The sequence below is a fragment of the Paraburkholderia sp. J12 genome (genome assembly GCF_905220215.1).
Classification (GTDB): Bacteria; Pseudomonadota; Gammaproteobacteria; order Burkholderiales; family Burkholderiaceae; genus Paraburkholderia.
Map to the genome: position 1 here is coordinate 54,622 of NZ_CAJMZC010000004.1, position 20,157 is coordinate 74,778.

The window sequence follows — 20,157 nt, forward strand, 5'->3', positions numbered from 1 at the left end:
CGTACTCAAGTTGCAACCGGGCAATCGTTGAACTGGATCGCCGTGAAGTCGGTTTGGAGCTCTTCGCCGAACTCGAGGATCATTTCGTCTTCCTCATCGCGATACCAGTTCACCTGCACCCGGTTGCCGGATGAAGCGGCCCGGTCCAGCGCGTCGAAGATGCTGAAGAGCATCTTGGTGCTGGAGCTGTTGAAGTAGGTGAGCGTGACCTCGACCATGATTTCGGCGGCCGAGCAACCCGCGAGCCACGCGTTGAGCGCCTCCATGACGGGCGCGTAGAACGCAGCCGCATTCTCGGGATAGGACTCGCCTCGCAGCGCAAGCACGTTCTGGTCGAAGCGGAAGTCGATTTCCGGCGACGTGGCCGTGGCGGCAATGAAAAGATTTTCCATTCTGTACGCGGACCCTGGTCAGATAATGGTCTTGAGGCAAAAGAGCGTCGTGCCCGAATCGTCTTCACGCGGATAGAAGGCGAATTCCAGCGGGGCGCTCGCGTCGCGCGCCATCGTCAGGAAGCCGAGGCCCGCGCCCTTGCTGTCGGTCGGCGTCTCGGCGCGCAACGACGTCTTGTAGGCCTGCTTGATTTCCTCGATCGACATATTGCGCAGCGGTTCGAGCTTTTCGCGCAGATCGTCCACGGCATGCGTGGCGATCGGGTTGATGCAGACCATCAGATGACGCTCGCCGTCGCTGGAAATGCACATCGCGCCTTCGCGGATCGCGCCGCCCTGCGCCGTGGCTTCGGGCAGCGAGTCGGACGAATAGTGCACGATATTCTGCGAGAGTTCGATAAAGGACGAGAAGATCTTTCTGCGCCCCGATGTGCTCACGCCGGCCACTTCCAGTTGCAGCTTCACCACCTCGCTCATCGCGGCGACGATGCTGTGCGAGAAATAGCCTTTGTGATAGAAAATCAGGTTGCGCTGCTGGGCAATTTCAAAGAAGCAGCTATGCTGATCCAGAGTGACAGACATAGTCGTGGAGTACCTTAAACACGTGCAAAAAATAGCGTGACGTCGTCACGCCGGGACTGCGTGCCTTGCCACTTCGCGAGCGCTTCGAGCAAGCCGGCGCAAATCGCGGCCGGTGCATTTTCGCGCCGGCCCAGAATGAGTTCGAGCGCGCGGCGCTTGCCGAAGGCGATCTTGCGCGGACCGCCGATCTGGTCGGTCATGCCGTCCGTCGAAACGAACAGCAGGCTGCCGCGCGGAACCTCGACCGTATGCAGCGTCCATGCGTAGTCCGCGAGGCTGTCCACATAACCCACGCCCATGCGCTCGCCGGCAATGATTTCGAATTCGGCTGCGTCGGGCCGCAGCACGTACAGCGCCACGCGCGCACCCGCGAACGACACCTGCTGGCGGGCGGCGTCGAACCAGAAGAAGGCGGCGTCGAGCCCGTCGTTGGACTGCGAGGCGTCGCCGCTGCCGTTGATCTGCCCGAGCAGGCTCTTCACGTTGCGGTTGACGGCGCCAAGCAGCGCCGAAGGATCGCGCGGACCGATCTGCTCGAGCGCCTGGGAGAGCGAGGCCGAGGCGAGCAGGGTCATGAACGCACCCGGCACGCCGTGCCCCGTGCAGTCGGCCACGGCGCCGAACCAGCCGTCGGCGAACGCGGAGAAGTGATAGAAGTCGCCGCCCACCACGTCGCGCGGCTCCCAGAGGAGCGCCGAATCGGGCAGCGTGGTGGTCAGCGTGTCGCGCGAGGCGCGCAGCATGGCCTGCTGGATCACGCTTGCATACTCGATGCTCTGCATGATCTCGCGGTTCTTCTGCGCCTGCATTTCCGCCACGCTGCCAAGCAGGCGCAGGCCGTTGCCGACGCCCGCGAAGCGGCCTTCCCGCGTCACGATGAAACCGTCCACCAGCGCCTTCTCGCCCACCTCGACCGTGCGGAACGTGAGCGCCTCGATGGTCATGTCGGCGTCGACGATCAGCGGCTCCTTGTCCATGAAGGCAATGCAGCTCTTCTTGTCGTAGAGCTCGCGGTGAAACGGCTTGCTCATCTTCGAGAGGAAGATGTCCCGGTTGATCAAGCCGATCGGGCGGTCTTCCTCGACCACGGCGAGACTGACCATATCGGGCCGCGAATAGAAAATCTCCATGACGAGAGAATTCGAATCGGCGGCGTCGATGGCCGGCACTTCCTGAGCCAGATCACCGGCGCTTCGCGGGCCAGCGGATACTCCCGGACGACGAAATTGCGCAAGCGCGGGATGCATGGCGATCCGCTCCTGACCATGAGGAAAACCAGCACGCTAAAGGCTATTTATGTCAGTTTCGTTACGCCGTTAATAGAAATGGTGCGATGGTGCGTTTGCGGTATCCGGTGGCCCGGCCGCTAACGTTTGCGGGGGTTTTAGGGGTCTTTTCGCGGAAAAAACGAGGGTGACGGTGGCGAATTCGCAGGAGGCGGGCGAAATGGCGTACCTTACGATATCGATGCGTCAATATGACAAAATCCCTAAAGTTCTCCGGCAAGGCGCCGTTAAACCGATGGAATTCTTCATATGATTGAGGAGAAGATGAGTCTTTCCATCAGTCCGTCGAGTAATGCGGCGATCGCATCGAATAACGCATCGAATCCCGGCGCCGTCGCGTCGAATCAAAGTTCCGCGACGGCCAACGCCGCCGCGTCATCGATCGTTTCCGTGACCGAAGTCACCGCGCAACTGACCGAAGGCCGGGTCAGCCAGTATCTGGATGCCATGAGCATGAATTTCCGCACGGGCCAGGATGCGCAGGATGTGGCGAATGCGCTGGTTGCGTCGATGCAGGCCGTGGTGCAGCAGCGCCCGGATCTTGCGAATGCCCAGTTCGATTTCCAGTCCGACAACGGTTCGATCAAGGTGACGTCCAATACCTTGAGCGATAGCGACAAGGCGTGGCTGCAAAATCTGCTCAACAGTAACGGCACGCTGGTCCAGGCCGTCAACGCGTTTCATCAGGACGCGGTGGGTGGATATGCGGCGTGGGCCGCTGCGGACGGCACGCCCCTGACCGACGCGCAAACCCAGTCGGTCAGCAACGAGGCCGACGGGATGGTGAGCTTCATGCAGCTCTTCCATCAAATGGGCGAAGCCGGTGCCCAGGGCATGTTCAAGGACGGCCCTTATTATGCGCCGGGCGGAGCGAAAATCGACCTGACCCAGAACCCTGGCAGCGCCACGGGTTTCCTGAGCTTCATGCAAAGCGCGCAGGCGGTGGCATACGGCACGGACACGTACGTGGGGCCGGCCGGCCATACGATAGCGGGCGCCGTGAAGTTCAATGTGTTCGACGGCAGTGCATTGCCGAACTTCTTTCCTTCTCAAGCGACATCGGTCGGGTTGCACGAGACGGCTTGATTGTTGTGGGGCGGGCCGGTACGCGGTCAGGTGCATCCTGGCTCGATCCGCCTCGCGCCTCACTATTGCGGCCTTTGAGAATCGGCATGCGCCGCATCGGCAACCGGGAATCCATGCCTTCCCTTTCCACGACCGATAGCGTGTCTCCGTGAACGGCGATACCCCGCGCGACCGTGACTGTCCCACGGCGCGCGGATGCCGCTTTTTGCCGCGCGTCGCCGCCCACCGCTCCTGGGTTTTCCCCCGAAACGCTTTACTCGACCGTTATATCTTTCCCGGTAGTATTGGACAGCGACATCGCACGCCGGTGCTTCGCCGTCCGGCGCAATGATGAAATGAGCAACAGCGGCGCAGGCACGCGGCCGTGGCCCGTACACGGTTTATGGCGGGGCTAAGGGTTGACCCTATTAATGTTACACTCAAAAAGTGTCGGAGCCGCGCGGGCAAAGGGTAGGGAGCCGGCTTGGCGAGGCTGCCACGAACCCTGTCTACGGCTCGTGTTCGATGTGGCAGACACGCTACCCGCGACCAGGCTGCATTCGATACTCAACTGCGTTTTCCGGATTCCTCAGGTTCCTATACCGTGTACTCTCAGACGCAAATCGATCCGGTAGTCAGCTTCCGCAACTCGCAGCGCGAGCAGGTGCGTGGGACCATCATCAATCTCCAGAGAAAGTCTCTGGTGATGGAGATCTACAACCCGTACTCGATCGTCCAGGTCAGCGAGGTCCTGAGCGACCTGACCGTGCGGATGGGCAGCAAGAATGCCTATCTGGGCAAGGCAGTCGTCGTCAGTCTCGTGAACACGGGTTTGACCGCCGTGGTGTCGCTCGCACTGATCGACGAGTGGCGCGAGCTCAGCGTGTTGCCGGGCGAGCCGAAGTCGGTCGGGCGGGAAGCCGAACTCTTCATCAGCGACTGGGACGCGCGCTTCAATATCCGGCGCGACTATCAGATCGTGGTGAACGAGATGCGCGCGTTTCTCTCGGAAGTGTCGCGCTGGGTCGAGCAGGTCGATTTGACGGAGAGCCTGCCGAAGATCGACGGCAAGCTGCGCGAGGATCTGTTCTACGAGCTGGCCACGCCCATCATGCTCAAGGTCAAGTCCTACCTCGACCGGCTCGAGGGCGAAGCCGAGCGGGTCGATGCCGAGCTGGCGCCCATTCACCGCGCCTATGCGCAATCGGCGCTGCATCCGTTGTTGTTGCGCGCGCCCTTTGTCTACCGCACCTTTACCAAGCCGCTGGGTTATGCCGGCGACTACGAAATGGTCAACCAGATCCTGAGCGATCCGCAACAGGGCCCCACGACCTACTTCCAGATCGTCAATACCGCGTTCCTCCAGGCTGCCGTGGCGACCGCCCACCGCAACCGCATCGCCCTGCTGATCGACTTTCTCACGCGCCAGGCCGAAGCCGCGCGCGCGGCCGGCAGGCCGTTTCGCATACTCAATGTCGGCTGCGGGCCGGCTTTCGAAATTCAGCGCTTCGTGCGCGAATATGCGCAACCCGACCTTCTGTCGTTCCAGTTGATCGACTTCAGCGAGGAAACCCTGGCCTTCACGAAAGCCTCGATCGAACGGGCGGCGAGCGCGGCGGGGCACAAGGTCTCGCTGGAAATGGTGCACCAGTCGGTGCATGATCTGCTCAAGCGCCGGCTCACATCCGACGAGTCGCTGCGCGAATTCGACGCAGTGTATTGCGCAGGCCTCTTCGATTACCTCTCGGACAAGGTCTGCGCGCGGCTCCTTAACTATTTCGCATCACGTACACGATCCGGCGGCCAGTTGCTGGTGACTAACGTACACTCGGCGAACCCCGAGAAGTACGGCATGGAGCATCTGCTCGAGTGGTATCTGATCTACCGGAACGAGAGCGGCATGCGCGCACTGCTGCCCGCACAATCGGCCGAACACAAGCTCTATGTCGACGAGACCGGAGTGAATGTGTTCGCGGAAGCCACGATCCTATAAAACGTCGGCAGACACCTCATTCATGAGTACCGCTCAACTGCACACAGGTTATCAAGCTGAACTGGCCGATTTCCGCGTGACTTTCAGCCGTGGCGGCGCCTATACCGCCATCGTGCTCGTCTTGCTGGGCGTGGGACTGGATTATGCGCAGTATCCCCAACTGCTGACGTCGTTTACCGCCGCGCGTCTGTTCGTCTCGTTGCTGATCGGCGGCATCGTGATCCTGCTGGGCAGCACGGTGGGGCGGCGTTTCGCCCCGTGGCTGACGCTGTCGTGGCTGCTGCTGCCGCAGATCATGATTTCCTGGATGATCTGGAGAACTGACGGTGTTCTGTCGCCGTACTTCATGGGGCTGAACCTCGCCATTTTCGCTTCCGGCATCGCGCTGCCCTTCGGCTTATGGCAGAACCTGGTGTTCGGCGTGCTCTCCTGCGGCCTCTATCTGGCGGCCTGCCTGCTGCATCCCGGCGGTATTGCGTCCACGGGCACGATGACCGTGAACGCCTTGCTCCTGTTGTTCGCCGCTGCCGCGAGCGCGGTCTACACCTTCTTCAACGAGCGGATCCGCTTCTCGCTGTTCCGCCTGAAGGCCGAAGTGTCCGAGAAGAACGGCGAACTCGAAGCGATCAACCGCAAGCTGCTCGACATCAAGGGGCAACTGCTGCAGCAGGAAAAGATGGCGGCCATCGGCACGCTGTCTGCGGGCCTGCTGCATGAGGTCAATAACCCGGTGAACTTCTGCCTGATGGCGATCGAGGTCGCGCTGGAGGAACCCGCGGCCAAGGCGGAACCGGTATTGCAGGAGTGTCTCGTCGATGCGAAGCAGGGCATGCAACGCATCCAGCATATCGTGGCGGACCTGAAGACCTTCGCGTATCGCAAGGCCGACGCCGAGGCCGAAGCCAAAACACCCTTCCTGTTCGAAAGGGCGCTCGATTCGGCGCTCCGGCTGATCGGGCACGAGCTGCGCGGCGTGGCCGTGGTCCGCGAGCTGCCGCCCGATACGCTGGTGCAGGGCGACGAGGCCGCCATCGTCGGCGTGCTGATCAACCTGTTCTCCAATGCCGCGCTGGCCATGCGCAAGGCGGGGACGGCCGAGCCGGCCATCCGCATCGCCGCCCGCTGGGAGGAGCATCGGCTGCACGTGACGGTGCGCGACAACGGGCCGGGCATCGCCGACGAGCACCTCGCACGCGTGTTCGAGCCGTTCTTTACGACCCGCGACGTCGGGCAGGGCCTGGGCCTCGGGCTGTCGATCAGCTATGCCGTGATCGAGCGCCATGGCGGCCTGCTGTACGCCGAGAGCGAACTGGGTAGCTGGGCCGCGTTCAGTTTCGATCTGTCGCGGGCGACGTGAGACGATCATGATGAACGACCTCAGGCTGACACCGCGCACGCTGCTCTACGTGGACGACGAAGAGCTGGCCTGTAAATATTTCGCGCGCATGGTCGGCGCGGACTATGAGGTGCTGCTTGCCACGAGCACGGACGAGGCGATCGAGGTCCTCGGCCGGGACAGCGCCCGCATCGCCGTGCTGGTGACGGACTTCCGCATGCCCGGGCGCGACGGCGGCAACCTGCTGCGCCACGTGGCGCAGGCGCATCCGCACATCGTCCGCATCATGGTCACGGCTTATGCGGACGTGGATGTGCTGCTGCGAACCGTCAACACCGGCGAGGTGTTCCGCATCCTGGAGAAGCCGCTCACGGCGGATGCCGTGCGCGACGTGCTGCGCCTCGCATTCGAGCGTTACCAGGAACGCGCCATCCAGGATCATCGCCTGAAAGCCGTCGACGAGACCCTGGCCTTCCTTGCGCACGAACTGAACACGCCGCTTGCGGCCATTGCCCTGAACGCGCTCAGCATCGAAGATCGCGCGGACGGCGACCCCGACTCGCAACAGGAAATTGCCGGAACGGCCCGCTCCATGCGCGAGGGCGCGCAGTATTGCATGGCCGTGGTGTCGTCGTTCTGGCGCTCGGTTCACAATGGACGCCGGAAAGCGACCGGAGACGACGCCCGCAGCGAAGCAACGGCGCACGGCCTGATCTCCGCCTTGCTCGACACCTATCCGTTCGCGGGGGCACAGCGCTCGTGGGTCCAGGTCGAAGTGCACGGCGACTTTGCCGTGACCACGCAGCCCAATTGCGTGGCCCTCGTGCTCTCGTCGCTCCTGTCCAACGCGCTGCGCGCGCTGGCCGATGCGCCGGCGCCGTCGGTGCGCTTCACCGTGGTGGCGCAACCCCAGCCGCGCATCACCGTCAGCGACAACGGGCCGGGCATTGCGCCCGAGATCCGGGCGCGCCTGTTGAAGGATCCGGTGACCACCTACGCGGAATCGGGCGGAAACGGGTTGGGGCTGATGCTGTGCAATCGCGTCATGCAGTCCTGCCGCGGCGCACTGCATATCGAATCGACATTGGGAGCCGGCACCACCGTAGTGCTGGAATTTTCTAATACCAGAAGTCAATCGCTCAGGAGTTCTTGATGAACGAAGTGAAAGCCAAAGAGGAGTCGTCACCGGCGATTATCTTCGTTGATGACGAGGCCACCGCTGTGAAGTATTTCCAGCGGGCCATTGGGAGCCTGGCGCCGGTCTTTACCGGCGGCTCGGTGGAAGAGGGCAAAGCACTTCTGGATGCGCATGGCGACAGGGTGGGGGTGCTGGTTTCCGATCAGCGCATGCCGGGTGAGTTCGGCAACGAATTGCTTCGTTATGCCAGCGAGCGCTATCCGCATATCGTGCGGATATTGACCACCGCCTATTCGGAGATCGACCAGACCGTTGCGGCCATCAATCTCGGCCATATCCATCGCTACATCAAAAAGCCGTGGGACATTACGGCTTTGCGAATGGAGTTGAAGCAGGCGCTGGAACTCTCCGAACTGCGCAAGGAGCGCGACCAGCTGGTCCGCGAAAAGCTGGGCGTGCTGCACAAGCAGATGCTGGCCACGCGCATCGGCCAGGTCCAGATGCTGTCTGCCGCGCTGGTCGGGCCGGAACGCTTCCAGCCGGTGGAAACCTACCTGGCCGCGGCTGCCATTGCCGAGGTGCACTGCCCCGAGCCGGACTGGCTGCTGGTGGACTATTCCGATGTGGTCGCGGCCGAGAGCCAGCGCAGCGGGACGTTTGCGCATACGGTGGCGGAGAACTTCACGGCGCTGCGCAACCGGCGTTTTAGCTCGAGCGTCGCCGATGCGGTGGCGGCCATGGCTGAGACGCTCGAGGCGGCAGGCGTGCCGGTGCGGCGCGAAGACGATGGCTTCGTGGTGGAAGAGCGGGCCGCACTGGTCGAATATCTCGGCGAGCCGGCGGGCAAGGCGGTGTCGATCCGGCACGCCGTCTGGCTGGCCAGCCTGCTATGGCTGGACGTGAATGGCTTCGCGCTGGGCGCGGGACGTAAGGGCGAGGCCATCGCGTTCCAGCCGGCGCATCCGAAGTCGGACTTCCCGGCCGACCGGCTCGCGACCTGGATCGAGCAGTTCTGAGTCTCGCGCGCAGGGGCACGGCGGGCGTGAGAGGGTGTCCCTGCCGTGCCCGATTTTCGTTGGGGGGCGGCGCGCTTTTCCTTGCAGTTCGTAGGGTTTGCTGAAATTTGACTGTAAGTGCCCATTGCTAGAGTCGGCTGGAGCGTTTTACCGGCCGCCGCAAGGTGCCACTACAACAAGAGCGACCCCTCATGAACACGGCCCGCGCACTTCGGCTTGCACTCTGGTTCGTTTCGACGTTGCTCTTTGCCGGACCCGCCTGGGCTTTCCAGTCGCAGGTCGTGAGCATTCCCAGTGCCGCCATGCGGCAAACCTTCGAGGCCACGGTCGTCTTGCCCGACGACTACGGGCGCGGCGACCCCACGCAGCGCTTTCCCGTGATCTACGTGCTGCACGGCTCGGGTGGCGACCATACGGACTGGACTGCGAATTCCCCCATCGCGAAGCTGGCGGACCGTTATCACGTGATACTCGTGATGCCGGACGGCGGGCATGAGAGCTGGTACATCGACAGTCCGTTCGATGCGCAGAGCCGCTACGAAACCTACATCGGCACGGAAGTGGTGAGCTGGATGGACGCACACTTCCGGACCCTCGCCACGAAGGAAGCCCGCGCGATCACGGGGCTCAGCATGGGCGGCTTCGGCGCGCTGCGCATCGCGCTCGACAAGCCCGGCACCTTCGGCGCGGCGGGCAGCATGAGCGGGGCCGTGGACCCGCGCGCCTGCGAAGACGAGCCCGGCATCGACCGCGTGTTCGGCAACCCCGCGCGGCACGCGGCGTTCTGGAACCGCAACGCGATCATTGCCGGCGCGCGCGAATTCGAACATGCCCATATCGACCTGACGATCGATTGCGGCGTGAGCGACTATTTCGTCAAGTCGAACCGGGTGCTGCATGAACGGCTCATCGCGCTCGGCATACCGCACGACTATGCGGAGCGGCCCGGCGGCCATACGTGGGCCTACTGGTCCAACGCGATTCGCTACCAGGTGCTGTTTTTCTCGACTTCGTTCAGGCACAACGGCTGGCATCCGCCTTCCACGCAGGCGTAACGCGGAACGATTTACCTGGCAATGCTGAGCAATAGCCAAAAAAATCCTTGTAATCGCACGCAAAGCCCGGGCCCAACTTTGCGCCGATCGAGCAACCGTTCAGATCCTCCGTTCTCCTTTCCTCCATGGCCGTTCGTGGCACATCGCTTGCGCGACCGAAGACGCAGGCGCGGCGTCGTCCGCAAGACGCACGCTGCTTTCCTCGAACCCACTGGAAACCAAGGAGATCGACGATGAACCGGACGAAAAAACACACCGTTGCTGTAGCGTTGATGATGGCACTTTCGGGCGCGGCATGGGCCGCCGGTAGCGCGGGCGGCGCCGGCGGCGGCGGCAACGCAGGCGGGATGGGTGGCAATGCGGGCGGCGGTTCGGCAGGCGTGGGCGCGGGCGGCGGGAACACGCCGGGCGCGGCCGGCGTGGTGCCCGGCAATGCGCCGGACAGCGGCTATGGTTCGCCGGGCACGACAGGTATGGGTGGCGGCGCGGGCACCGGTACAGGGGCCACCCCGAACGCGGCGCCGGGTACATCGGGCTACAACAACGGCAGCAACGGCTCGCAGGGCGGCAACGCCACCACGCCGGGCATGCCGCCGAACTCGACGCAATAGCCACCGTAGCCACCGCAGCGCAGCACATGGGCCGGGCACCCGGCTTGCTCACTGAGTGACACGTGCCGGGCGCGGGTATCACACAAAGTAGTCGCGTAAGGGAGGAAGCGCCAGGCGCGGGGTTGGGGCCGGATTATCCGGCCCCGGCGAACGCAACGCCGCCCGAACGGCGCACACTTGCCCGGCACAACCGGGTCTGGAGGACGTCATGCTTCAGTACGCGATCATCTTCTTCATCATCGCGATCGTCGCCGCCGTGTTCGGCTTCGGCGGCATTGCGGCGGGCGCGGCCGCCATCGCGAAGATCCTCTTCTACATCTTCCTGGTGATCTTCCTCGTCACGCTCGTCATGGGCATCGCAAGGCGCGGCTAGTCGCATCGCGCTCTGCAAACTGCCGTGCAAAAAGCAGAACGGCCGCGCATTGCTGCGCGGCCGTTCCGTGCTGCCGTGCGGCAGGCGATCAGAACTTGTGGCGGATGCCCACCGTCACGATGTCCTGCACCGTGTACGCCGACGAGTAGCCATACGAGCCGACCGACGCTTCGGCCTGCACCGCGCCGCCCTTGCCGTTGCCCTGTTCGCCGCTGGCGTGCTGCCATGCGCCCATCAGGTAGACGTCGGTGCGCTTCGAGAGCGAGTAGTCCGCGCCCAGCGAGACCTGGTTATAGGTCGCCGACGTGTCGCCGCTCGACTTCGTGTAGATGTAGCCGAGACCCAGCAGCAGCGCAGGCGTGGCCTGGTAGCCGAGGTAGGCGCCGCCCACGTTGTAGCGCTCGGTGTTGAAGAACGCCGATTCCGCGTCCGGACGGTATTGCGCGTTGCTGTAGCGCAGGTTCGCCGTGAACGGGCCGAACACGTATTGCGCGGCCACCGAGGCGATGCCGATCGACTTCGCCGTGATGTAGCCGTTGTTGAGCGGCGTGTCCGGATCGAAGTTGCCGTCGAACGTGCCGTCCGAGGTGCCGCTCCAGCCCGTGCGCTTCGTGGCCGACGCCGAGTTGGCCGCGTAGAAGTAGCCCGCAGCCGCGCTGAACGAGCCGATCGAGTAGGTGGCCGCACCCGACCACGTCTGGCCCGAGCCCGTTTGACCGGCCACGCCGCCCAAGGCGTAGAGGCCTTCGAACTGGAAGCCCGAGAACACCGGCGAGACGTACTTTACGGCGTTGCTCGTGCGCGAGCTGTTGTCGTTGTTGTCGACGTCGCCTGGCGTTGCGAACATGCTGCTGAAATAGTTGTCGGCCGTGAGCGGCTGGATCATGTCGACGAGCGGGTCGTACTGGCGGCCCAGCGTGACCGTGCCCCACTGGTCGCCCGTGAGACCCACGAACGCCTGGCGGCCGAACATCTTGCCGCCCTGGTGGAAGGCGCCCGTGTTCGGGTTGAAGCCGTTTTCGAGCTGGAAGATCGCCTTCAGGCCGCCGCCCAGATCTTCGGTGCCCTTGAGGCCCCAGCGGCTACCCGAGAGGTTGCCGTCCTGCATGCCCCAGCGGTGGTCGCCCTCGGAGTTCGCGTGGTTCACGTACTGGATGGAGGTGTCGATGACGCCGTAGAGCGTGACGCTGTCCGCGGCGTGGGCGCCCGAGCTGGCGCCCACGAGCGCGAGGGCGATACCGGAAAGTCGTAGCTTGTTCATCTGTTTAAGGTAGGTGTGAGTTGTTGGTGTCATGCTTCGGTGCATCCCCGCACAAGCATGTGGACATCACGGCCTCGTATCCGCGCGCACGGCTGCGGCCTTTCCCGCGGATACGGGGCCGGTGAATCGCTTTTCGCGGGGCTGACCATGCCCCGCGCTGTGACGCCGCAGTGACGGCGCAGTGACGATTTAGTGCCTTGACTTTGCTTTCGCACCGCTTTGGCCTTTTCAGGCCGGGGTGCCCATCGCGGGATCGCTGACGCTGTCCTTGCCCGTTTCCACGCGCCCTGCAAAGCGGCGGGTGACGCCGTTTTCCGCCGAGAGCGTGAAGTCGTACCAGCCGCTCGACCCCGTGAGCGACCAGTAGGGCTCGACCTGCATGCCGGCCGGGACCGTATACGTCCAGGGGCCGTCCGCACGATACGCGTTCGATGTGACAGTCGTGTTGCTGGCGGCCACGCCGGTGTTCATGATGGTCAGATAGACCGCGTCGTTGGTCGTGTCGTAGCACACGCGCACTTCGGGATTCGGGCCGCTCGCCGCTGCCGTGACGTTGCCTGTGAATTCGCGGTGAAAACCGTTCGGCCCGAGCACCCAGAGGTTGTATGCGCCCGCATCGGCCGTGGTGGGCGTCCAGATGTCCGAGAGCTCCTTGCCCGCTTCCACGGTGTAGCGGCGCGGCGGCAGGTCCAGATGCAGTTTGTCGTATACATGGAACACGGCGCCCACGGTGCCCGTGTTGCTGAAAACGAGCCACACGTTGCCGCTGTGCGCATCTACGTTCGCGCTCGTATGCAACTGATAGGGCAGTGCGCGCGAAGGGCGCGCCAGCAGTGCCTGCTGCGGCATGGCCTGGCTTGCGACCGACGGCACCGGCACCGCGCCGAGCGCGCCCTGCTGTGCGTTCTGCGCATCGGCCACGGCCTTGGTCGGCGCGGGCATGGTGCCGACCGGCGTATCGTTCGGGGTGCTGAAGTTAAAGCATGAAGTCAGGTCGCCGAACACGGTGCGGCGCCACGGGCTGATGTTCGGTTCGAGCACGCCAAAGCGCTGTTCGAGAAAGCGCAGCACCGAGGTGTGATCGAAGACCTGTGAGTTCACGAAGCCGCCCGTGCTCCACGGCGAGACCACGAACATCGGCACGCGCGGGCCCGGGCCGTAAGGCTGGCCGTCGGGCGGCAGCGGCGAGGAGTCGCCGGGCGCGTTCGGCACCGTGAAGTACTCGTACTGCGTCGTGACCGTCGATTTGCCGGCATAGCTGCCGTCGCCGTTGGGCGAGGGTGCGTCGGGCGGCGGCATGTGGTCGAAGAAGCAGTCGTTCTCGTCGTAGTTCACGATGAGCACGGTCTTGCTCCACACGTCCGGATTGGCCGTGAGCGTGTCGAGCAGCAGTTGCAGGTAGTACGCGCCCTGGCCCGGCGTGGAGGCGCCGGGGTGCTCGCAGTAGGCCTGCGGCGAGACAATCCAGCTCACCTGCGGCAGTTGCCCGGCGGCGATGTCGTCGGCGAGCGCCTGCAGAAAGCCGCCGTCGGGCATGGTGTTGCCGATGCCCTTGTAGAGCGGCGAGAGCGCTTCCATGGCGGGCGTATAAGGCGCGTTCGGCGAGCCCGGAATGGTCTCGTTGACCTTGCGGAACGTGGCGAAGCCCGCGAGCGGGTTGTCGGTGTAGTTATCGGGCTGGTTCTCGTAGACCTTCCAGCTCACGCCCGCCGCCTGCAGGCGCTCCGCGTAGGTGGTCCACGTGAGGCCCGTGGCCGAGGCGCCCAGGCCATCCCAGCCGTCGTTGTTCACCACGGCGTAGTTCGAGCCGGTGGGGCCGTTCGTGCCGGTCCACATGAAAATGCGGTTCGAGTTGGTGCCGCCGTGCAGCGAGCAGTGGTACGCGTCGCAGATCGTGAACGCGTTGGCGAGCGCGAAATGGAACGGCAGGTCCGAGGCCTGCAGATAGCCCATCGACACATCGCCCTTCGATTTCGGCCACTGCGTCATGCGGCCGTTGTCCCAGGCGCTGTGCGCGTCGGTCCACGAGTGCGCGCCGCCCGCGAGCAGCGCATTGCCCTTGGTGCTGTCGAGATAGAACGGTAGCACGGTGCGGCTGCCGTCGCTTTGCTGCCAGACGTTCGTGCCGCCCGGCTGCGGGATCGTCAAGCGGTCGGCGAAACCGCGCACGCCGGGCAGCGTGCCGAAGTAGTGGTCAAACGAGCGGTTTTCCTGCATGAAGATCACGACGTGCTGCACGTCGTTGATCGTGCCGGTCGTGTTGTTCGCGGGAATCGCGAGCGCACGCCGGATCGCGGGCGGAAACAGGCTGAGCGTCGCGCCGGCCGCGGCGGCACGCAGGAAGTGACGGCGATCCATTGAAGTCATGATGGGCGGGTATTTCTGGATTCGTTGTTCGGGCGCGCACAGGCATGGCGTGACCGCCATCTCGATGCGCGCGCAACAGGTTGACCGCTCAGGGCGCGCAATTGAGCTGCGTGTTGAGCAGCGGCGGCTGGGTGGCGACGGTGCCGGACGCGGCGCAGACCCCCGAGGTGGGTGCCGCGACGATCGCGACCGGCGCGCTCGCGCCGCCTGCCCCGGCGGGGGCCGCGTTCGCGATCGCGGCGGCGCCGCCCGAGGTGCTGCCGGCGTTGTTGCTCGAACCGTCGCCGCAGGCCGCAAGCAGCGCGCACAGCAGGGCCGTGAGGAGGGCCGCAAGGAGGGCACCGCCGGCGGCGCGCATGCCGTTCGCTTCGTGATGAACAGGTCGACTCATGGCGGGGCCTCTCATGGCAGGAGCGTGGAGAGGGGCTTGCCCGATCCGAAGACCGACTGCAGCTCGCTTTCGGTGACCGTGCGGTTCCACAGCGCAAGGTCGCTGAACGACTGCACGTCCGGCGGCGAGGCCGCGCACTCGCCCGCGGTGTAAGGCGCCTTGTCGTTGCACGCGTTCATGTAGTACTGGCCGGTACCGTCCTCGTTCAGGCCGAATGCGCCCAGACCCGGCAGCTTCGCCACGTTCACCGTGACCGAGGCCGTGTACTTCTCTTCGCCGAGCGTCGGGTCGAACACATAGCCCGTCATCGTCTTGCCCACGGTGTCGATCGTGAGCGCCACGTAGACCCACTTGTTCGCGGTCACAGTCGCGCTGTTCATGTCGTTGCGCGTGCTGCCGTCGCCGATGTTGAAGCGCAGGTTGCAGCTCGTGGTCGAACCCGCGAACAGGCCGATCGCAATGCCGGGATTGCCACCCGTGTAGTAGTTCTTGTTCGAGAACACCGGCGTGCCGTTGCCCGTGAGGTTCTGACACGACGTCATGAACCAGAAGCCCAGCGTGAACTGCGGCTGCTTCGTCACGTCGTTGTTCTGCACGAGCTTGTAGCCGTCGAAGCCGTTGGTATCGACGATGCTGGTGTCGACCTTCAGACCCTGGCCGCCGAACGGATCGGGCGTGAGCGAGCCGCCGTTCGCATCCGCGGCCCACGGGCCCAGCGTGCTTGCGCTCATCTTGTCGACGGCGGGCAGCGCGCCGAACGGGTAGTAGGTGGACAGACCGTTCGTGAGCGTCGTCGCAAGCGGCGGCGGAGGAGGCGGGGGCGGCGGCGGCGCGACGTACTGCACCTGCACGAGCGAGGCGATGGGCGCGGTGCCCGCGGCCACCGCGTAGTTGAACGTATAGGCGCCGGTGGTGGTCACGCCGAGCTGGTTGTCCGTGTAGGTGGTCGTGCCGGCGGGCAGCGAGGCGATCTGCTGGCCGTTGCGCAACACCGTGATGGCGCCCGTCGAAGGCGCGCCCCAGGTGAGCACCGTGCTCGTGTTGTTGCTGCCCGTCACGCCGATGAGTTGCGACACGGGCTGCTGGCCGATCAGTTCGCCGCCGTCGAGCGCATACGAAGCCGCGGCGGGCAGCGCGCTCTGGTAGGCGAGCAGCGTGGGTGCGAGGTCGGCGATGCTGGCGCGCGTATAGAGGTCGGCGAGCGAGGTGGGCGCGGCCGGATTCGAGAGGCGCCCGTTGGCTTGCTGGTTGATGCCGATGAAGCTCGTCGATTCGGGCGCGAGCGGCAGGCCGTCGGTGCCGCCCGCGGCGTTCAGGCCGTGGCTTGCGGTCACGAGCACGAGCCAGCGTTCGCCGTTGCGCTGCGCGGTGGCGTTCACGAGCGTGCCCACGGCGCTATCGAGTTGCGCGAGCGTGTTCGAGTAGTTCGACGAATTGAGGCCCCAGTTGAGCGCGGCATCCTGGGCCGAATGATATTGCGCGAGTACGAGCGAGTAGCCGTTGTTGATGAGGCTCGTGCCCTGGTTCGTCACGCAGCTGTCCACCGAGGCGCAGCCCGTCACGCTGTCGAGGTTGCCTGCGTTTTGATCGGGCGCGAGGATCGCGGCGAAGCCCGCGGAATCCACGGCAGCGCCCAGCTTGCCCGCGCCGGCGGACTTGAGCATCGAGAAGACGGTAGGCGCGTGCAGTGCCTGGTTCGGCGCGTCCGAGTTGATCTGATGGCGATCGGCCCACGTGCCGGTGACGAGGGTGGCCCAGCCCGGCGTGTCGAGATTGGGCTGCTGGCTGAGCGTGCTGTTCACGCCGCCGCTATAGGCGGGCGCGAACGTGAGCTTCGCGAGATTGGGCAGCTTGCCTGCGGAGATGCCTGAGGTGAGCGCGCTGTAGGTCACGCCGTCCAGCTCGATCACGAGCATCTTGTTGACGGGCGTGGTACTCGTCTGGTTGTTCGACGAACCGTTGTTGCCGGTCGATCCGCCGGCGGCATTCGATGCGGCGGTGGGTGCGCTCGCACCCGATCCGCTGTCTGCAGCGCTCGAATTGTGCGCGCTGGCTGAAGGTTGCGTCGATTCCCCGCCGCAGCCGCCGAGTATGGCGACGAGCGCGAGGCCGCAAGCGGCCTGCACGGCTGCCTGTCTTGTCATTGATTGTCCCCTGCCAGATTCCGCCGGCCTGTCCGGCGAATTGCAGGAGATCTTAGGGTCGAGTCAAGACGCCGATATTTCGTTTTACGAAAGATTGCCTATAGGCGTATCAGCGGTTTTTTTGGGGAGGGCGATGGTGTCTTCGAGCGTGGCCATGAACGCCGTGATGAGACGGGCGCTCGATCGGCTGCGCAGGTGGTAGAGATATTCGTGGACCACGGGGCCGTCCGGCGCGATCGGCACCGAGGTCAGCGAGGCGCCGCGCGGCACTTCGCCCACCGGCATGAGCGCCACGCCCAGGCCGTGGCGGATCGCTTCGCAGATGGCTTCGCGGCTGCCGATCTCGATGAGCGCGGCGGGCGTCACGCCGCGCCGCTTGAGCGAAGCCTCGGTGGCGTCGCGCGTGCGCGAACCGGGTTCGCGCAGCAGCAGGGTTTCGGTGACCAGTACATTCAGATCGACATGGTGCCGCCCGGCGAGCGGGTGGTCCGACTCGACCACGAGCACGAGCGGGTCGCCCGCAATGCGGTGGCAGGCCAGGTTCGGGTCGTCCACGCGATTGGACGAGACGGCGACATCGACGCGAAATTCCACCAGCGCTTCGAGCACGGCCTGCGAGTTGCCGACCTCGATGCCGATCTGCACGTTCGGATAGCGGCGTCGAAACGCGGCGACGGTGGGAAGAATGTAGTAGGGACCTGTGGTGCCGAGCCGAAAACTGCCCGCATACAACTCGCGCTCGTTGCGCAGCGCGAAGTCGATATCGTTTTCGGTCTGCATCATCCGGTCGATGAGCGGCATGAGCGCCGCGCCGGTCTGCGTGAGGTCGAGCCGGCTGCCGCGCCGATGGAAAAGCTCCACGCCGTATTGCTTTTCGAGTTGCTGGATGCGCGCGGTCACGGTGGGTTGGCTGACCTCCAGCCGCCGCGCGGCCGCGGTGACGCTGCCTTGTCGAACCGTTTCGTAGAATGCAGCGAGTAGTGGGGCGAGCATGTTCTGTTTGCGGCAAATGGGTTCGACTTTACTTCAGAATTAAGACAGTTTTGTTACGGATGATTGACCGGGCATCGCGCTTGCTTCGGGGATGGGGTTGCTGGTGAGGTGAGCGGCATTGAATGCGTCGGCCGCCGGCATGGGTATGTTTTAAAGCTTCACGCTGCCCGCTTCCGGCGGTTCGCGACGCGCAGGCTCGCCGGGCAATGCCGTCCTGATGCTCCAGTACGGCTCGCGCCCGTAGAACTGATGGACCGAACTGGCCCAGGTGCGGTCCGCCATCGAAGGCCAGTGGTCCTTGTCGAAGCCCGGGGCATTCTTCACCTGCTCGGCCGGCAGCGCAAGAACGAAACACTTGCGGCTCGCGTCGAGCGTGAGCGCGTTCCAGGGAATCGCCAGCAGCTTGTCGCCCATGCCGAGAAAGCCGCCGCTCGACATCACCAGGTAGGCGACGCGGCCGCTTTGCACGTCGATCATGATCTCCTTGACCTTGCCGATTTCATCGCCGTCCACGCTCAACACGCGATCGCTGCCTAGCGTGCTCGCGGCCATGACGTAGGGGCCGGGGCCGATCGAGTCGTCGCGGTCGTGCCCGACGATGCGGGCGCCGCGGCCATCGGGAGTACGAAGACCGGAGGAGGGAATCGAGTGGGGCATGATGGACTCCTTATGAGTATGCGGCGCGGGCGGCAGCGCCACGTGGGTTGTGTTGCCTGCCTGTGCTTGCGCATCGGCCGTACCCATCGATAGCGCAAGCCGGTGGGTTCGATCTCAGTCGGCCTTGCCGCCGCCGTCCAGTCCTGCGCCGCGACGCCAGACGGCTTTGCCGCGCGGGGAAAGTTCGCCGCAGCTATGGTCGCGGTCCGGTTCGGTGCCGTAGACGGCCATCTCGCCGCCCGGCGGCTCCTGGGCACGCTGGATTTCGCGGTTGCGCCGCGCCACGCGCTCGTCGTGCGAGCGGCCTGCATATACGTTCGTCGGGTTCATCGTCGTTCTCCTGTAAAAAGGCGCGGCTACATCGGGTCGATGTGCAGGGCGAGCAGCACGCCGGCCACGAGAGCGCATTCGATGGCGATGAGTCCGGTCAGCGAAATCGCGCTCTTGAGTGCGCGATGGGGTCTGTGCAGAATGTCCATGTTTCGATCCTGTCATGAGTTACCCCCTGTTCGAAGCATTGCGCATGCCTCGCCTGGGTATCGCGTTTCGAAAAGTGTTTCGAAAAATGATCAGGATATCGAAATGAATGACGGGAATCGAACCGGCTCTGTGATGGATTCCGGTCCGGGTTCGACCCTCTACGGTGCCCGCACGCGGCGCAGGATGGCGAGTAACTGGGCGATTGCGAAGGGCTTGCGCAGGAAGCCCGCCACGTTGGCGTCGGCGGGCGGCGTGACCATCGCGGAGACGAGCACGAGCGGCACATGAGCCAGCGCCCGGTTGTGGCGCATCGCGTGCATGAGGGCCAGCCCGTCCATGTGCGGCATCATGCAGTCCGAAATCACGACGTCCGGTGGATCGGCGAGCGCGCAGCGCAGCGCGTCGGTCCCATCCGCGGCGGTGGTGACACGGTAGCCTTCCTGGCCGACCAGCTCTTTCAGCGCGTTCAGCGCGTTGGGGTCGTCGTCAACGAGCAATACTGTAGCCATACGTCTTTACCCGTGCGGCGTGGCGCCAAGCCGCGCCTTTGGTCTTCGCATTTTCTTCAGGTTCGGTGCCGGTGCCGGCGCGCACAGGGGCGAGGTGCGCCAGGTCCGGCTTTGGTCTGACGATGCGCACGTTTCGTACCCGGTATGCTGCGAGTTCCGGCAATTCAGGGCGCGCGGCCGAAGGCCACGCGCAACTGCCGTTTTGCGCGCTGCAGGGTGTCGCGCCGCGTCTTGGGCAGGTTGCGCCCGGCGCGATTGATGTAAAAGTTCAACATCGACATGGCCGACTGGAACGGCGTGCCCTTGCGGCGGCGGCTCTGTTCGGCGGCACGCTTGAGCGCGCCGGCAATCTCGGTTGCGCTGCCGTCGCGAAAGACGTGGGGTTCGATGTCCATCGCGTCGCTGGTCTCGTTCACGGTCTGCGACCAGCGGCGCGTACTGGCGGTGCGTGCCTGTGCGCTTCGCTTGCGGCCGCGGGCGGAAGTGCTGCGTGGCGGTGCGCTCATAC

Annotated in this window: 21 protein-coding genes; 8 read left to right on the forward strand and 13 right to left on the reverse strand. The window is 64.6% G+C overall.

What is annotated here, in order from left to right; all coding sequences use genetic code 11:
* Window positions 1-5: 5 nt before the first annotated feature.
* Genes U5760_RS11340 through U5760_RS11350 form a run of 3 tightly spaced genes read right to left on the reverse strand, consistent with a single transcriptional unit; the run spans window position 6 to window position 2,221 of the window.
* Window positions 6-392, reverse strand: coding sequence for a DUF1987 domain-containing protein (locus U5760_RS11340; RefSeq protein WP_322011803.1), 387 nt, complete (start codon window positions 390-392; stop codon window positions 6-8).
* 18 nt (window positions 393-410) lie between these two features.
* Window positions 411-974: a SiaB family protein kinase gene (locus U5760_RS11345; RefSeq protein WP_322011804.1), complete on the reverse strand. Its 564-nt coding sequence runs from the start codon at window positions 972-974 to the stop codon at window positions 411-413.
* Between the two features lie 14 nt (window positions 975-988).
* The gene (locus U5760_RS11350) at window positions 989-2,221 is read right to left on the reverse strand and encodes a SpoIIE family protein phosphatase (RefSeq protein WP_322011805.1); all 1,233 of its coding nucleotides are present in this window, start codon (window positions 2,219-2,221) and stop codon (window positions 989-991) included.
* A 303-nt stretch (window positions 2,222-2,524) separates the two neighbouring features.
* On the opposite strand from U5760_RS11350, the gene U5760_RS11355 reads away from it, so the two are divergent.
* From U5760_RS11355 to U5760_RS11390, 8 genes are all read left to right on the forward strand, one after another.
* Window positions 2,525-3,346, forward strand: a complete 822-nt coding sequence (locus U5760_RS11355; RefSeq protein ID WP_322011806.1) for a hypothetical protein — start codon at window positions 2,525-2,527, stop codon at window positions 3,344-3,346.
* 583 nt (window positions 3,347-3,929) lie between these two features.
* Window positions 3,930-5,318 carry a class I SAM-dependent methyltransferase gene (locus tag U5760_RS11360; protein WP_322011808.1) on the forward strand — a complete coding sequence of 463 codons (1,389 nt, stop codon included), beginning with the start codon at window positions 3,930-3,932 and terminating at the stop codon, window positions 5,316-5,318.
* A gap of 22 nt (window positions 5,319-5,340) precedes the next feature.
* Entirely contained in the window at window positions 5,341-6,675 is a 1,335-nt protein-coding gene (locus U5760_RS11365) for a sensor histidine kinase (protein ID WP_322011809.1), read from the forward strand.
* Between the two features lie 10 nt (window positions 6,676-6,685).
* The gene (locus tag U5760_RS11370) at window positions 6,686-7,807 is read left to right on the forward strand and encodes a hybrid sensor histidine kinase/response regulator (RefSeq protein WP_322012247.1); all 1,122 of its coding nucleotides are present in this window, start codon (window positions 6,686-6,688) and stop codon (window positions 7,805-7,807) included.
* Complete coding sequence (locus U5760_RS11375) at window positions 7,807-8,808, forward strand: response regulator (protein ID WP_322011811.1); 1,002 nt, start codon at window positions 7,807-7,809, stop codon at window positions 8,806-8,808. The genes U5760_RS11370 and U5760_RS11375 overlap by 1 nt, the downstream gene beginning before the upstream one ends.
* Before the next feature lie 191 nt (window positions 8,809-8,999).
* Window positions 9,000-9,863, forward strand: coding sequence for an alpha/beta hydrolase family protein (locus tag U5760_RS11380; RefSeq protein WP_322011812.1), 864 nt, complete (start codon window positions 9,000-9,002; stop codon window positions 9,861-9,863).
* Between the two features lie 233 nt (window positions 9,864-10,096).
* The gene (locus U5760_RS11385) at window positions 10,097-10,474 is read left to right on the forward strand and encodes a hypothetical protein (protein ID WP_322011813.1); all 378 of its coding nucleotides are present in this window, start codon (window positions 10,097-10,099) and stop codon (window positions 10,472-10,474) included.
* 208 nt (window positions 10,475-10,682) lie between these two features.
* The gene (locus tag U5760_RS11390) at window positions 10,683-10,847 is read left to right on the forward strand and encodes a DUF1328 family protein (RefSeq protein ID WP_322011814.1); all 165 of its coding nucleotides are present in this window, start codon (window positions 10,683-10,685) and stop codon (window positions 10,845-10,847) included.
* Window positions 10,848-10,935: 88 nt separating this feature from the next.
* Here the strand turns inward: U5760_RS11390 and U5760_RS11395 are convergent, their stop codons facing one another.
* The 10 genes from U5760_RS11395 to U5760_RS11440 all read right to left on the reverse strand — a co-directional run bounded on the left by U5760_RS11395 (window position 10,936) and on the right by U5760_RS11440 (window position 20,155).
* Complete coding sequence (locus U5760_RS11395) at window positions 10,936-12,108, reverse strand: porin (RefSeq protein WP_322011815.1); 1,173 nt, start codon at window positions 12,106-12,108, stop codon at window positions 10,936-10,938.
* A gap of 228 nt (window positions 12,109-12,336) precedes the next feature.
* On the reverse strand, window positions 12,337-14,475 hold the full coding sequence (locus U5760_RS11400) for a phosphocholine-specific phospholipase C (RefSeq protein WP_322011816.1): 2,139 nt from the start codon (window positions 14,473-14,475) through the stop codon (window positions 12,337-12,339).
* An 88-nt stretch (window positions 14,476-14,563) separates the two neighbouring features.
* Window positions 14,564-14,866 carry a hypothetical protein gene (locus U5760_RS11405; protein WP_322011818.1) on the reverse strand — a complete coding sequence of 101 codons (303 nt, stop codon included), beginning with the start codon at window positions 14,864-14,866 and terminating at the stop codon, window positions 14,564-14,566.
* Window positions 14,867-14,877: 11 nt separating this feature from the next.
* Entirely contained in the window at window positions 14,878-17,010 is a 2,133-nt protein-coding gene (locus U5760_RS11410) for a LamG-like jellyroll fold domain-containing protein (protein WP_322011819.1), read from the reverse strand.
* A gap of 84 nt (window positions 17,011-17,094) precedes the next feature.
* A complete protein-coding gene (locus U5760_RS11415; protein ID WP_322011820.1) occupies window positions 17,095-18,003 on the reverse strand; it encodes a LysR substrate-binding domain-containing protein in 909 nt (302 codons plus the stop codon).
* A 150-nt stretch (window positions 18,004-18,153) separates the two neighbouring features.
* Window positions 18,154-18,660, reverse strand: coding sequence for a PRC-barrel domain-containing protein (locus U5760_RS11420; RefSeq protein WP_322011822.1), 507 nt, complete (start codon window positions 18,658-18,660; stop codon window positions 18,154-18,156).
* 114 nt (window positions 18,661-18,774) lie between these two features.
* Window positions 18,775-18,990 carry a hypothetical protein gene (locus U5760_RS11425; protein ID WP_322011824.1) on the reverse strand — a complete coding sequence of 72 codons (216 nt, stop codon included), beginning with the start codon at window positions 18,988-18,990 and terminating at the stop codon, window positions 18,775-18,777.
* Window positions 18,991-19,016: 26 nt separating this feature from the next.
* On the reverse strand, window positions 19,017-19,139 hold the full coding sequence (locus U5760_RS11430) for a hypothetical protein (protein WP_322011825.1): 123 nt from the start codon (window positions 19,137-19,139) through the stop codon (window positions 19,017-19,019).
* A gap of 159 nt (window positions 19,140-19,298) precedes the next feature.
* Window positions 19,299-19,649, reverse strand: coding sequence for a response regulator (locus tag U5760_RS11435; protein ID WP_322011826.1), 351 nt, complete (start codon window positions 19,647-19,649; stop codon window positions 19,299-19,301).
* A 164-nt stretch (window positions 19,650-19,813) separates the two neighbouring features.
* Window positions 19,814-20,155, reverse strand: coding sequence for a DUF3175 domain-containing protein (locus tag U5760_RS11440; RefSeq protein ID WP_322011828.1), 342 nt, complete (start codon window positions 20,153-20,155; stop codon window positions 19,814-19,816).
* Window positions 20,156-20,157 lie beyond the last annotated feature (2 nt).